This is a genomic window from Hyphomicrobium sp. DMF-1, from assembly GCF_027886585.1.
Classification (GTDB): domain Bacteria; phylum Pseudomonadota; class Alphaproteobacteria; order Rhizobiales; family Hyphomicrobiaceae; genus Hyphomicrobium_C; species Hyphomicrobium_C zavarzinii.
In genome coordinates, this window is the sequence record NZ_CP115706.1 from 242,614 (window position 1) to 255,702 (window position 13,089).

A 13,089-nucleotide genomic window follows, 5' to 3' on the forward strand; every position below is an offset into this window, starting at 1 on the left:
GGTAGAGGCGCACTGTGATCCGTCAATACCCCACGCGCCTGCAGCTAGCCGTGTCTGGCCAAGATTTCCCGGACCGCCTCGACCAAGTTGGCTTCGGGCACGGAAACCTGGGCAGGACGGGCCTCCTTCCATTCCTTGTTGTCCTTGATGGCGGCGGCTGCTTTGGCGCCCTCGATCAGGTCTTTCAGGATGACCTGCCCGGCCTCACGCTCGGTCGAGCCCTGGATGACGGCGACCGGGGCGCCGCGCTTGTCGGCGTATTCGAGCTGGCGGCCGAACTTCTTCGGATTGCCGAGATAGAGCTCGGCGCGGATGTTCGCCTCGCGGAGCGTCTGCACCATCTTCTGGTAGGCCGGGATCTGGTCCTTATCCATGACCGTGACCACGACCGGTCCCAGCGCTGGTGGGGGCGCGCGGCCGATCAGGTTCAGAGCAGCCTGGAGGCGCGAGACGCCAATGGAGAAGCCGGTGGCCGGAACCTTCTGGCCGGTGAAGCGGGCGACGAGATCGTCGTAACGGCCGCCGCCACCCACCGAGCCGAAGCGGACGGGATTGCCCTTCTCGTCCTTTGCCGGGATCAGAAGCTCCGCCTCGAAGACGGGGCCGGTGTAGTATTCGAGGCCGCGGACGACGGAGGGATCGATGGCAATGCGTCCGTCGCCATAGCCGGCCGCGGAGACGAGCGACCAGATCGTCTGCAGCTCGCCGAGGCCCTGTTTCCCGATCTCGCTATTGCCAAAACGCTGGCCTAACTGGGCGAGCTTGTCCTCGACGTTGCTGTGGGCCTCGAAGATCGAGGTGACTGTGACGATGGCGGCCGTGTCGAGCTCGGCGCCCTTCGTGAAGTCGCCGCTCTCATCCTTGCGGCCAGGGCCGAGCAGAGCCTTCACGCCGTCGATGCCGAGGCGGTCGAATTTGTCGAGCGCACGCATGACGGTCAGCCAACGGGCGTTGCTCGCTTCGTCCGTCAGGCCTACGACCTCGCGCAGGCCATCCAGCACCTTGCGGTTGTTGACTTTCACCACGTACTGGCCGCGCGGGATGCCGAGCGCTTCGAGCGTGTCGGCGGCGAGCATGCACATCTCGGCGTCGGCCGCGACGCTCTCGGCCCCAACCGTGTCGGCGTCGAACTGCGTGAACTGGCGGAAGCGGCCGGGGCCCGGCTTCTCGTTTCGGAACACGGAGCCGGTGGCATAGCGGCGGAACGGCTTCGGCATATCCTGGAAGTTCTCAGCGACGTAGCGGGCCAGCGGCGCGGTCAAGTCATAGCGCAGAGAAAGCCACTGCTCGTCTTCGTCTTGAAAAGAAAAGACGCCCTCATTCGGACGGTCGCTGTCGGGCAGGAACTTGCCCAGCGCGTCCGTGTACTCGAACGCCGGGGTCTCGAGCGGCTCGAAGCCGTAGCGCTCGTAGACGGTGCGGATAGTCTCCAGCATGGCCTGCGTCTGGCGCAGCTCCGCCGGGCCGATGTCGCGCATGCCTTTGGGAAGGCGCGCCGTCGGCCGTCTGGGAGCGTCTTTGTCGTTCTTGGCCATGCGTCGGTTCTTTGCTTCGAGAGTTGCTGATGCGCAGGAAAATGCCGATTTCAGCGCGTGGCGCCTTATAGCGGACAGGGCGGGCGGGGAAAAGGTTACCAGAGGGCCGCAGGCAAGCGGGCTTCCGAAGCGGGCGCGAAGCCGCTACATAGGGTCCTGTCTCAACGTGCTTGCTTAAGCAGACCTTCTTCGCCCGGACGTCATGCTGGCGGAGGCCAGCCTCCAGCTTCGTCTCGTGGAGGCAACCGGCGTTCTCCTCCAGACGTGCTCTGGATCCCGGCCTACGCCGGGATGACGAAGAAAACAGCGGCGTTGGAGTTATTTGAAGCGAAGGCGATGACACTGGTTTTGGATCAGACACCGCGTCAGAGCGGAGCAGAGGCGAGCGCCACGGCTCCCTTCAAGCCGACGCTTGCCGGCATGAGCCGCGAGCGGCTGCGGGAGGCGCTGGCGGCTGCCGGGGTGCCCGAGAAGCAGCTCCGCATGCGCGTGATCCAGCTCTGGCGCTGGCTTTACATCACCGGCGCGACGTCGTTTGACCAGATGACGGACGTCTCGAAGGATCTGCGTGGGGAGCTCGAGGCCCGCTACACGCTGGACCGTCCCGAGATCGTGGCCGAGCAGGTCTCCGTGGACGGCACGCGCAAGTGGCTGCTCCGGCTGCCCAGGCGCGGACACGAGGCCCGCGCGCCCGAGATCGAGACCGTCTACATCCCGGAGAGCGACCGGGGCACGCTCTGTATCTCGTCGCAGGTGGGCTGCACGCTGACCTGCAGCTTCTGCCACACCGGCACGCAGCGGCTCGTGCGCAATCTCGAAGCGGCCGAGATCGTCGGCCAGATCCTGCTGGCACGCGACCGCATCGGCGACTGGCCGGGTGCCGCACGCCCGGACGACACCGGCCTTCTGCCGGCTGGCGAACGCAAGATCACCAATGTCGTGCTGATGGGCATGGGCGAGCCGCTCTACAATTTCGACAACGTGCGGGAGGCGATGGACATCGCCTCCGACGGAGAAGGCATCTCGCTCTCCAAGCGGCGCATCACGCTTTCGACCTCCGGCGTCGTGCCCGAAATCGCCCGCTGGGGCGAGCTTTCCGGAACCATGCTCGCGATCTCGCTGCATGCGACGCGCGACGAGCTTCGCGACGAGTTGGTGCCGATCAACAAGAAGTATCCGATCAAGGAGCTTCTGGACGCCTGCCGCAGCTATCCCGGCGCCTCCAACGCCAAGCGCATCACCTTCGAATACGTGATGCTGAAGGACGTGAACGACAGCCCGGCCGATGCCAAGGCCCTGGTGAAGCTGCTGGCGGGCATTCCCGCCAAGATCAATCTCATCCCGTTCAATCCCTGGCCGGGCTCGCGCTACGAGTGCTCGGACTGGGAGACCATCGAGCGCTTCGCGGACATCGTGAACAAGGCGGGCTATGCGAGCCCCGTGCGCACCCCGCGCGGGCGCGACATCCTCGCTGCCTGCGGCCAGCTCAAGAGCGAAAGCGTGAAGCTCAGGGCGCGAGATCGGCAAGCCGCCGAGACGACGCCGGAGCCCTCCGCCGGAACGGGAGCCTGAGCGGCATGGTGCTCAAGACCCTCGGGCGGATGATCTGGATTCCGATCGCGTTCCTGCTCGCCGCCTGCGGGGCGATGTTCGTGCTGGTGACGCTCGGGCTCGAAACCATCACACACGCGGTTCACAACCTCGACGAGACGGATACGATCTCGGCCGCCTACGACGTGGTCTGGCAGGGCACCATCATCGCCTCGGGCGCAACCCTCATTCCCGCGCTGCTGGTGGTGCTCGTGGGCGAAGTCGCGCGCATCCGCTCCTGGCTCTACTACATGGTGGGCGGGGGGCTGGCGCTCGCCATCATTCCGCTTCTGGCCCGCATCGATACCTCGGCCATGACGTACTCGCTGCCTGCACTCTGGCAGGTGTTCGCCACGGCCGGGTTCGCGGGCGGGCTGATCTACTGGCTCCTGGCCGGGCGCAACGCTTGAGCGCTTGATGCAACTCCCTTATTTTGGGTCCCCGTGAGTGGGGCGGGGCGAGACCGGAGTGGCCTGATGTTCGTCACGGTTGTCAGGATCATCCTGGGTTTCATCGCGGCCGTGCTGGTCGCGGGCGCCGTGCAGGTGCTGTTCGTCGCCGGATACGACGATCTCCTCAAAGGCAACTTCAGCGCGATCTCAGATCAACTCGAAGGCCTCGGGTTGCTGACGCTCCTCGCCGCCACCCAATCCGCTGTTTTCTCAGCCCCATTTGCGTTCCTTGCCGCCGCCATCGCTGCCTGGCATCCGATCCGCTCCGGCCTTTTCTTCATAGCCGCCGGGATCCTGATCGCGCTTGCCGGGTTCTTTGCCCAGTATGCGGGCGAGGCGGGAAGCGCGACCATTCTCAACCGCTACGCGCTCGCCGCCTACGTCGCCTCCGGCTTTGCCGCGGGCCTCGTCTACTGGCTGGTGGCGGTGCCGCGCGCCCGTCCGGCCTCGGCCTAGGCTGCTTCGGGTCATCATCCTTTAGGTTAAATCCCGCATTATCAGTTGCCAGGGGGCCACCCGAGGCGTATTTTGTGCGCCGCACAATAATCAGAGGCGAAACAGGAAGGGGAGAGTGTGATGCATCACGTCGACACCGAACTCACCGCACGCTTCGCCAAGAGCTACACGACGGCGGCCTTTGGCTATGCGCGCGCGGCCTCTGCCGCTTACGCCGTTCTCGCCGACCAGACGCTCGATTTCTGGAGCCAGGCCACGAAGGGCACGTCGCGGAGCGACGCCTTCACACCGTCGAAGCCGTACCTGATCACCGGTCCGCGCCCGTACCGGTCGGCGTACACGCCGGAAGCGGCTGCCGTGCCGGTTCCGCTCGATTTCTTCCGTATTTCCGATGCCTGGGCCTCGTCGCCCATGTTCGCGCCCATGCGGGCCTGGTGGGGCCTGTTCCCGCTCGAGGGCAATCCGGCTTGCTGGCCCATGGCTTATGCCATGATGACGGCTGGCGTGCCCCGCTCGGTCGCGCTGCCTGCCGCCGAAGCCAACATGGCGGCCATCGACGCGGCGGAGGCCGCCTCCACCTCCATCGATCGCGCGTTTTCCAGCTATCGCTCCGAGAGCGGATTTGCGGTGGCGCAGGTCATCTCGCCCAAGGCGGTGCTCAGCGCGATGCTGCTCGCCCCGTTCGCCTCGTCGATGAAGCTTCCCTGGGCGTGACCGCCAAGACTGGCGACTAACATTCTAATTCAACACGTACTTCACGCTTCGGGACATGGAGCCCAAAGCGATCGTCGCGTTTGCGGCGATTGATCCGCCGGGGATCTATTCCGACTTCGCGGGCATCGGGACGGTCACCACGACGGCATTGCTGCCGCCCGGCATGACCGGCGAGATCGAGCCAAACGACGGCATCGGCGGATGCTCGCTGCTGCTGGTGGAGGCCGGCGGCTTCACGACGATCGGCGCCTTGGCGGTTTCCGCCTTCTTTTCCGGCTCCTTCGCAGGCTCCTCGGCGGGAGCAGCCGCAGCCTCCGTCTCGACCTTCGCGGGCTCCGCCTTCTTCCCGGCGGCCTTCTTTTCCACGACGGGCGGAGCTTCAGCCGGCTCGGTCTCGATCACGGCCGTCTTCTTCGTTTCTACCTTGGCCGCCGGGGGCTTGGCCGGGGCCTCCTCGTCCTCGATCCGGGTCACCGCCGCCTTCACGGCCGGAGCCGCGGGGGCTGTGGCCGGCGCAGGAGCCGCCGTCTTCTTAGGCTTGGTTGCGGCCTTATTGGCGCTTTTGGGCGGAGCCGGCGGACGCGCGACGCAGCGGGCCGGAACCGTGGTTCCGTCCTTGAGCGCGATGTCGGCTATCCAGGCACACGTCTTGAGATCCCGGCAGGAGGCCTCGAAAAGACCCGCACATTGGGCGGCAGCGGCCTCGGTGGCTGCGGGATCGGGATTGGCCGGCGCGGCTTCGGCCACCGGCGCTATCGGTTGATTGGCCCAGGGAAGGACCTCTTCAGCGGATGCGGAATAGGCGCCGACCACCCCGGTCAGCGCGATACCCGCCACGATCTGCGCGGCCGTTTTCAGTTTCACAATCGTTCCCCCGAACGGCTGATGCCCCTTTTGGCTCTCTTCCGCCAGCTTAGGGCGTTTGACGCAAAAAAACACGGCGGGATGATGGAGATTTTCCCCTCCGTAGCATAAAGCATCGTCGCGGCTCGCAGATTAACTGTGGGAAGATGAGACGGAGTGCGCCTTGTAGGCCCGGGGCGGGGATTGTAAGGCAATCGCGCCCACGAGCCGGGGCATGCGGAGAATCGAGAAGGAAGAGGTCGGGACGATGAGCGCGAAAGACGGAAAGCCGAACATCAAGAAAGTGGTGCTCGCGTACTCGGGTGGCCTCGACACCTCGATCATTCTCAAGTGGCTGCAGGAGACCTACGGCTGCGAGGTGGTGACGTTCACCGCCGACCTCGGTCAGGGCGAAGAGCTGGAGCCGGCCCGCAAGAAGGCTGAGATGCTCGGCATCAAAAAGGAAAACATCTTCATCGAGGACCTGCGCGAGGAGTTCGTTCGCGATTACGTGTTCCCGATGTTCCGCGCCAACGCGCTCTACGAGGGCATCTATCTGCTCGGCACGTCCATCGCGCGTCCGCTGATCGGCAAGAAGCAGATCGAGATCGCACGCAAAACCGGCGCCGATGCCGTCTGCCACGGCGCGACCGGCAAGGGCAACGACCAGGTGCGCTTCGAGCTCACCTATTACGCGCTCGAGCCCGGCATCAAGATCATCGCCCCCTGGCGCGAGTGGACCTTCAAGGGCCGCGAAGATCTGATCGAGTTCGCCCGCAAGAATCAGATTCCGGTGGCGAAGGACAAGGAAGGCGAGAGCCCGTTCTCGGTCGACGCGAACCTGCTGCACTCGTCCTCCGAGGGCAAGGTACTGGAAGATCCGGCCAAGAAAGCCCCGGAGATCGTGTACCAGCGCACCATCTCGCCCATGGACGCGCCCGACAAGGTCACCACGATCAAGATCGGCTTCGAGAAGGGCGATGCCGTCTCGCTCAACGGCAAGCGACTTTCGCCCGCGACGCTGCTCAAGGCGCTCAACGACCTCGGCCGTGACAATGGCATCGGCCGCATCGATCTCGTGGAGAACCGCTTCGTAGGCATGAAGAGCCGCGGCGTCTACGAGACGCCGGGCGGCACGATCCTGCTGCAGGCGCACCGCGCCATCGAGAGCCTGACGCTCGATCGCGGCGCGATGCATCTCAAGGACGAGTTGATGCCGCGCTATGCGGAGCTCGTCTACTTCGGCTTCTGGTTTTCGCCCGAGCGCGAGATGCTGCAGGCGCTGATCGACAAGAGCCAAGAGCATGTCGAGGGCGAGGTGACGCTCGAGCTCTACAAGGGCAACGTCATCGTCGTCGGCCGCGAGAGCCCGAAGTCGCTCTACTCGCCGACGCTCGTCACCTTCGAGGACGACAAGGGCGCCTACGACCAGAAGGACGCGCAGGGCTTCATCAAGCTCAACGCGCTTCGTCTCCGCACGCTCGAGATGCGGAACCGGGGCAAGTAAGACACGCGCGTCCGTTGCATGGAAACTCGAACGCCGGCCGTCTCGCGCGGCCGGCGTTTTGCTTTTTGGCGGCAGCGAACGCCAGTGTCGCACTCCGGCGTGTCGCTCTTTTGGAGCGTCCGCTCAGCGCCGATACTGCGCCTCGCTGACCTGCTCCAGCCAGTCGACGGTCACGCCGTCCTTCGCTTCCTGAATGGCGATGTGAGTGAGCGCCGTCGTCGATGTGGCGCCGTGCCAGTGCTTCTCGCCAGGCGGAAACCAGACAATATCGCCGGGCCGGATCTCCTCCACAGCTCCGCCTTCCCGCTGCGCCCAGCCACAGCCCGCCGTGACGATCAGCGTCTGGCCGAGCGGATGCGTGTGCCAGGCGGTGCGGGCACCGGGCTCGAACGTGACGCTCGCTCCGGCAGCGCGTGCGGGCTCCGGCGCCTGGAACAACGGATCGATGCGGACGGCACCCGTGAAGTATTCCGCTGGTCCTTTGCGTGAAGGCTCGCTGCCACCTCGCTTGATGTCCATCGACGCAATCCTTCGCTCGTTTTCCGATCCTCAGTCTAGCGCATGTCTCGTGCGCCTCGAACCGTGCGCATGCGCGCTCAATCCGTCGACAGACGATAAAAATAGCCAGATCTCTCTCAATACGCGACGGATTTGCGCGTCACGCACGTTGTCAGACTAACAGGGCGTGGAACCCTGGTTCTCAGTCGCTCGTTACTACGCCGGATACCTAAAGGAGACTTCACTGTGAAAATTGCCGCGTTCGCACTTTCCGCCGCCTTACTTGGCGTTATGAGCCTCTCGCCCGCAAGCGCATTGCCATCGTCGCCGGCAGCCGGGACAGCCACCGCGCAAACTCCGAGCGTCGACATGATCGCTCACAAGCCCGGCCACCCGCCGAAGAAGTACTACGGGCCCAAGAAGTACTATGGCCCGAAGCATCAGTTCCGTCCGGGCGGCCGCTACTCTCATGCGCCGAAGGGCTGGCACCGCCACAGCAAGCGTCCCGCGTACTGGCAGACTCGCGGCTGCATCGCAGTCGGCCCGGTTTGGTTCTGCCCGTAACCGGATCATCACCGAGAATTTAGTCGTGCCGGGAGCCTCTGCTCCCGGCACGATTTTTTTGGACGCACCTTTGCTAGTTGAGCGGCCAAGCCAGCATGATGAGCGGCGTGCCGATGAACAGCACGATCAGCGAGAGCGGAAGGCCGAGCCGCCAGAAATCGCCGAAACGGTATCCACCCGGCCCCATCACCAAGAGATTGTTCTGGTGCCCGATCGGCGTGAGGAAATCGCACGCGCACCCCAACGCGACAGCCATAAGGAACGGGTCGGCATTGTAGCCGAGCGACTTGGCGACCACGCCCGCCACGGGGCCGAGCATGAGAACGGCCGCAGCGTTATTGAGGAACGGCGTGAGGATCATTGCCGACGCGAGCATCATGGCGAGTGCTGCGTATCCCGGAACGGCGGCGCCTAGAACTGCCATGTTGTGGCCGATCAAGTCCGTGACGCCGGTCGCCTGCAAGCTTTGCGCGATCGGGATCAGGGACGCGAGGAGAACGAGAACAGGCCCCTCGATGGCTTCGTAGGCATCCTTGAGAGAGATCTGCTTCAAGAGGATGACGGCGACGGCCGCGGCGAAGAAACCTACCGCCACCGTGACCGCCTTGAACGAGATCAGGATCATCGCGACGGCGAGCACAGCCAGCGAGACCAATCCCTGCGATGTCGTTCCAAGGCCGATGGCGCGATCGGCGAGGGGCAACAGACCTAGATCACCGATGGTCGATTGCAGGTTCTTTTCCCAGCCCTGGAGCACGACCACGTCGCCCACCTGGAACTCGTGCGTCTGGAGCCGCGCGGAGCGGCGCCTGCCGGCGCGGCTTACGGCGAGCGCGTTGACGTCGTAACGCTGGCGCAGCGCGAAGTTGCGCGGCGTGCGGCCGATCAGCGGCGAGTCCGCGCCGACCACCGCCTCGATGGTCGCCAGTTCGTCCTGCTCACCCTCCGTCTTCGCGAGCTCGCGGGCGTGCGCGAGATCGAGCTTCGCTTCGTCCACCAGATGCTTGAGGGCGGACGGCTCCGCCTGAACGGTTACGATGTCTCCCACATAGAGCGGCCAGTGCGGGCTCGGGATGTAATTGTGCCCGCCTTCGCGGATGACGGCAGCAACGACGACATCGCCCTCGGCCGCCTTTTCGAGATCGCCCACCGTTTTGCCCGCGAGCGGCGACTTCTCTCCAATAACGAGCTCGGTGGTGTAGTCCTCGATGGAGAAGCGTTCCTCTGCCGTGGGGGCGCCCTTGCGATCCTTCGGAAGGAGCCGCCACCCGAACGCCAGGAACACGACTGCGAGCACCGTGAGCGGGAGGCCGACCCAGGCGTAGTCGAAGAGGCGGAACGGCTCTCCGACGACATCCTGGCGGACCGTCGAAATGAGCAGGTTCGGAGAGGTGCCGATCTGGGTGATGGTTCCGCCGATGAGGGAGGCGAAGGCGAGGGGCATCAGATAGATCGAGGGCGATTGCTTGGACCGGCGGGCGACCTGGATGGCAATAGGCATGAAGATGCCGAGCGTGCCGACGTTCTTCACGAAGGCCGACAGGAGTGCGACGGCGGCGGCGAGAATGCCGATCTGAGCCGAGGGGGTGTCCACGTTCTTGAGCAGGCGCCGGGCGAGACGATCGAGGACGCCGGAGCGGGCTATGGCCTTGCTGACCACCAGCACAGCGGCGATGACGACGATCACCTGATCGGAGAAGCCGACGAAGGCCTTGTCCTGAGGGACGATGCCGGCCGCGATGGCTGCGAGCAGGGCCCCCAAGGCGACCACGTCGTAACGCCAGCGATCCCAGATGAAAAAGCCGAGCATGGTGACAACGATGGCGATGGCAGCCATCTGGTCGGCAGTCAGTCCGAACATTGAGCGAAGCCCCCTTCGAGCGCGTCGTTTTCGCAACCGGCCGTGACAGAGGGACAGGGGCGGCCCCGATTGCCCTTGAATTGCCGCCGTCTCCCCGTCACGGTTGAGCGTTCTTCTCATAACTCCCAAGTCAAGCAGAAGCTCCAAGCCACATGACCCGCTCCTCGCTCAACCGCACGCTGCGCCGGGCCTACTTCTGGCTGACCCTGGTGCTCGTGATCTCGCTTCTCTCGAAGTTTGCCGACCGCATTCCCTTCGTTGCGGGCACACCGGTCGAGGCGGCGGCGACCGACCTCTACGAGTATCTCAAGGACATGGCGCTCGTGTTCGTGACGGTGGTGGCCGCCTATCTCGCCAACGTGTTCCAGAAGCGCTCGAAGTTCGTGGAAAGCCTGGAGGAGGAGTGGCGGGGAATCGTGCGGACGAAGTCCACGCTCTACACCTATTGCGAGAAGCCCTACGTCTCGACCGACGACTACCTGGCCGCGTTCTGCCGCATTTCCGAGACCATCGACAACATGCGGATCGTCTATGCGAACGCGGGCGAGACGTCGTCGCTGATCGGCCTCTACCCCTATGCGCCGCTGCACGACATGCGCCGCGCACTCCAATCGATCGATCCCCGAAAGCGGCCGGACATTCCGCCCGAGGACCGGCGGCTGGCGCGCGACGCCATCATGCAATCGTTCTATGCGCTCCGTGAAACCATGCTCGAGGAGCTGGACCTCGACGAGCCGGCGCATCCGCTGCTCATCTCGGCCGGACGGCGCCTCAAGCAGCCGGGGGCGGCCCGATCCGCCCGCGTCCGGCAGGAGCGGCAGCGCAAGCGGCAGGATGCGCTGCCGACGGTGAAGCCCGAGGTGGATGCTTTCCTGGCGCAACTTTACGAGGCTGAGCAGGCGAGCCCGGCGCCCAACGGAGACGGTAAATCGCAGAGGGTCTGATGGCAGCCCCGGGCGCCGATGCCTCATTTTTCCTCGGGGAGGCGGATTCCCTGCCTGAAAACCCGTCAACTTTGGCTAGTTTTGAGGACTTTGGCCCAAAACACGCGCTAACACCTTTCCGATTGACGCGGGGCCCTTGCTGTCACTGGCGGTCAGACGCCGGGTATGCTACGTCCGCGCCAGATTTATTGCGGCGCACATATTTCTCCACTTAAAGTTGCGCCCACATCTCAGGACGCACATGGACATCCGCAACATCGCGATCATCGCGCACGTCGACCACGGCAAGACGACCCTCGTCGACGAGCTGCTGAAACAGTCCGGCTCGTTCCGCGAGAACCAGAAGATCGCCGAGCGCGCCATGGACTCAAACGATCTCGAGCGCGAGCGCGGGATCACCATTCTCGCGAAGTGCACGAGCGTGGTGTGGAAGGACACCCGCATCAACATCATTGATACGCCCGGCCACGCCGACTTCGGCGGCGAGGTGGAACGCATCCTCAACATGGTGGACGGCGTCGTGGTGCTGGTGGACGCCTCCGAAGGTCCGCTGCCGCAGACCAAGTTCGTCGTCTCGAAGGCGCTGAAGCGCGGCATCCGGCCGATTGTCGCCATCAACAAGATCGACCGCCCGGACGAGCGGCATCTCGACGTGCTGAACGAGATCTTCGATCTGTTCGCCAATCTCGACGCCACCGACGAGCAGCTCGACTTTCCGGTGCTCTACGGCTCCGGCCGCAACGGCTGGATGGCGCTCGATCCCGCAGGCCCGCGCGAAAATCTCGCGCCCATGTTCGATCTGATCGTGCGCCACGTTCCGCCGCCGACGGTCGAGCCCGGCCCGACGCGCATCCTCGCCACCACGCTCGAGGCCGACAATTTCCTCGGCCGTATTCTCACGGGGCGCATCTCCTCCGGCACGCTGAAGCCGAACCAGCCGCTCAAGGCGCTGGACCGCAACGGCAAGCTTCTCGAGACGTTCCGCGTCACCAAGGTTCTGGCATTCCGCGGCCTAGAGCGCGTCTCGGTGGAAGAAGCGCACGCGGGCGAGATCGTGGCGGTTGCCGGCATGAGCGAAGCGACCGTGGCAGATACGCTGTGCGATCCGTCCGTCGAGGAGCCGATCGCCGCGCAGCCGGTCGATCCGCCGACGCTCTCCATGACGTTCCGCATCAACGACGGGCCGTTCGCCGGACAGGAAGGCGACAAGGTGCAGAGCCGCGTGATCCGCGACCGGCTGTTCAAGGAAGCCGAGCGCAACATCGCGATCCGCGTGACGCCTTCGCTCGAAGGCGGCGACTCTTTCGACGTCGCCGGACGCGGCGAATTGCAGCTCGCCATTCTGCTCGAGAACATGCGCCGCGAGGGCTTCGAGCTCACGGTTTCGCGGCCGAAGGTGGTGTTCAAGATCGACGAAGCCACCGGCCAGAAGCTCGAGCCGATCGAGGAAGTCATCATCGACGTCGACGACGGGCATACGGGGATCATCGTGCAGAAGCTCTCCGAGCGCAAAGGCGAGCTGCGCGAAATGCGCCCCTCGGGCGGCGGACGCACGCGCATGGTGTTCTACGTGCCGACGCGCAGCCTGCTCGGCTATCAGGCGGAACTCCTGTCGGATACGCGCGGCACGGCCGTGATGAACAAGCTGTTCCACGCCTACGAGCCGTTCCGCGGCGAGATCGCCGGCCGGCACACGGGTGTTCTGATCTCGAACTCGGATGGCGAAGCCGCCGCCTATGCGATCTTCAACCTGCAGGACCGCGGTCCGTTCTTCATCGGCGCACAGACGCGCGTCTACGTCGGCATGATCGTGGGCGAGCACACGCGCGACAACGACCTCGAAGTGAACGTTGTAAAGGGCAAGAAGCTCACCAACGTCCGCGCCTCCGGTAAGGACGACGCGGTGCTGCTCACGCCGCCGATCAAGCTCACGCTGGAGCGGGCCATGAGCTACATCACCGACGAGGAGCTCGTGGAAGTCACGCCGAAAACCATTCGTCTTCGCAAGCGCTGGCTCGATCCCAACGAGCGCAAGAAGCAGGAGCGGAAGCGGGAATCCGAACGCGAGGCTGTTGCGTAGACTCAATGACGACAGCATGCTCTCGCCATAAGGTAGTGGCGAATG

The 13,089-nt window shown here is 64.7% G+C and carries 12 protein-coding genes; 8 read left to right on the forward strand and 4 right to left on the reverse strand.

From position 1 onward, the window contains the following. Positions 1-44: 44 nt before the first annotated feature. A complete protein-coding gene (gene hisS, locus PE058_RS01045; protein WP_020085675.1) occupies positions 45-1,535 on the reverse strand; it encodes a histidine--tRNA ligase in 1,491 nt (496 codons plus the stop codon). 336 nt (positions 1,536-1,871) lie between these two features. Here hisS and rlmN point away from each other — a divergent pair, with 336 nt between their 5' ends. The 4 genes from rlmN (at position 1,872) to PE058_RS01065 (ending at position 4,747) form a co-directional block, all read left to right on the forward strand. Continuing rightward, entirely contained in the window at positions 1,872-3,107 is a 1,236-nt protein-coding gene (rlmN, locus tag PE058_RS01050) for a 23S rRNA (adenine(2503)-C(2))-methyltransferase RlmN (protein WP_051113805.1), read from the forward strand. Positions 3,108-3,112: 5 nt separating this feature from the next. Next, positions 3,113-3,535 (forward strand): hypothetical protein, encoded by a 423-nt coding sequence (locus tag PE058_RS01055; protein WP_271029626.1) that lies wholly within the window; start codon positions 3,113-3,115, stop codon positions 3,533-3,535. A gap of 66 nt (positions 3,536-3,601) precedes the next feature. Further along, positions 3,602-4,033, forward strand: a complete 432-nt coding sequence (locus tag PE058_RS01060; RefSeq protein ID WP_271029627.1) for a hypothetical protein — start codon at positions 3,602-3,604, stop codon at positions 4,031-4,033. Positions 4,034-4,153: 120 nt separating this feature from the next. After that, entirely contained in the window at positions 4,154-4,747 is a 594-nt protein-coding gene (locus tag PE058_RS01065) for a hypothetical protein (RefSeq protein WP_271029628.1), read from the forward strand. Positions 4,748-4,852: 105 nt separating this feature from the next. Here PE058_RS01065 and PE058_RS01070 read toward each other — a convergent pair whose 3' ends face one another. Next, complete coding sequence (locus PE058_RS01070; RefSeq protein WP_271029629.1) at positions 4,853-5,611, reverse strand: hypothetical protein; 759 nt, start codon at positions 5,609-5,611, stop codon at positions 4,853-4,855. A gap of 214 nt (positions 5,612-5,825) precedes the next feature. On the opposite strand from PE058_RS01070, the gene PE058_RS01075 reads away from it, so the two are divergent. Further along, positions 5,826-7,097 (forward strand): argininosuccinate synthase, encoded by a 1,272-nt coding sequence (locus PE058_RS01075; RefSeq protein WP_271029630.1) that lies wholly within the window; start codon positions 5,826-5,828, stop codon positions 7,095-7,097. A 123-nt stretch (positions 7,098-7,220) separates the two neighbouring features. Here PE058_RS01075 and PE058_RS01080 read toward each other — a convergent pair whose 3' ends face one another. Next, on the reverse strand, positions 7,221-7,616 hold the full coding sequence (locus PE058_RS01080) for a (R)-mandelonitrile lyase (RefSeq protein ID WP_271029631.1): 396 nt from the start codon (positions 7,614-7,616) through the stop codon (positions 7,221-7,223). Between the two features lie 348 nt (positions 7,617-7,964). Between PE058_RS01080 and PE058_RS01085 the strand changes: the two genes are divergently transcribed. After that, positions 7,965-8,159, forward strand: a complete 195-nt coding sequence (locus PE058_RS01085) for a hypothetical protein (protein WP_020085683.1) — start codon at positions 7,965-7,967, stop codon at positions 8,157-8,159. Between the two features lie 73 nt (positions 8,160-8,232). Here PE058_RS01085 and PE058_RS01090 read toward each other — a convergent pair whose 3' ends face one another. After that, positions 8,233-10,020 carry an SLC13 family permease gene (locus PE058_RS01090; RefSeq protein WP_271029632.1) on the reverse strand — a complete coding sequence of 596 codons (1,788 nt, stop codon included), beginning with the start codon at positions 10,018-10,020 and terminating at the stop codon, positions 8,233-8,235. A 152-nt stretch (positions 10,021-10,172) separates the two neighbouring features. On the opposite strand from PE058_RS01090, the gene PE058_RS01095 reads away from it, so the two are divergent. Then, positions 10,173-10,964: a hypothetical protein gene (locus PE058_RS01095; protein WP_020085685.1), complete on the forward strand. Its 792-nt coding sequence runs from the start codon at positions 10,173-10,175 to the stop codon at positions 10,962-10,964. Between the two features lie 241 nt (positions 10,965-11,205). Next, entirely contained in the window at positions 11,206-13,044 is a 1,839-nt protein-coding gene (gene typA / locus PE058_RS01100; protein ID WP_020085686.1) for a translational GTPase TypA, read from the forward strand. Positions 13,045-13,089: the final 45 nt, after the last annotated feature.

Bases quoted from the DNA above. Each gene is read 5' to 3' on its own strand.
- hisS (WP_020085675.1), bottom strand. From the start codon at position 1,535: ATGGCCAAGAACGACAAAGACGCTCCCAGACGGCCGACGGCGCGCCTT.
- rlmN (WP_051113805.1), top strand. From the start codon at position 1,872: ATGACACTGGTTTTGGATCAGACACCGCGTCAGAGCGGAGCAGAGGCG.
- PE058_RS01055 (WP_271029626.1), top strand. From the start codon at position 3,113: ATGGTGCTCAAGACCCTCGGGCGGATGATCTGGATTCCGATCGCGTTC.
- PE058_RS01060 (WP_271029627.1), top strand. From the start codon at position 3,602: ATGTTCGTCACGGTTGTCAGGATCATCCTGGGTTTCATCGCGGCCGTG.
- PE058_RS01065 (WP_271029628.1), top strand. From the start codon at position 4,154: ATGCATCACGTCGACACCGAACTCACCGCACGCTTCGCCAAGAGCTAC.
- PE058_RS01075 (WP_271029630.1), top strand. From the start codon at position 5,826: ATGCGGAGAATCGAGAAGGAAGAGGTCGGGACGATGAGCGCGAAAGAC.
- PE058_RS01080 (WP_271029631.1), bottom strand. From the start codon at position 7,616: ATGGACATCAAGCGAGGTGGCAGCGAGCCTTCACGCAAAGGACCAGCG.
- PE058_RS01085 (WP_020085683.1), top strand. From the start codon at position 7,965: ATGATCGCTCACAAGCCCGGCCACCCGCCGAAGAAGTACTACGGGCCC.
- PE058_RS01090 (WP_271029632.1), bottom strand. From the start codon at position 10,020: ATGTTCGGACTGACTGCCGACCAGATGGCTGCCATCGCCATCGTTGTC.
- PE058_RS01095 (WP_020085685.1), top strand. From the start codon at position 10,173: ATGACCCGCTCCTCGCTCAACCGCACGCTGCGCCGGGCCTACTTCTGG.
- typA (WP_020085686.1), top strand. From the start codon at position 11,206: ATGGACATCCGCAACATCGCGATCATCGCGCACGTCGACCACGGCAAG.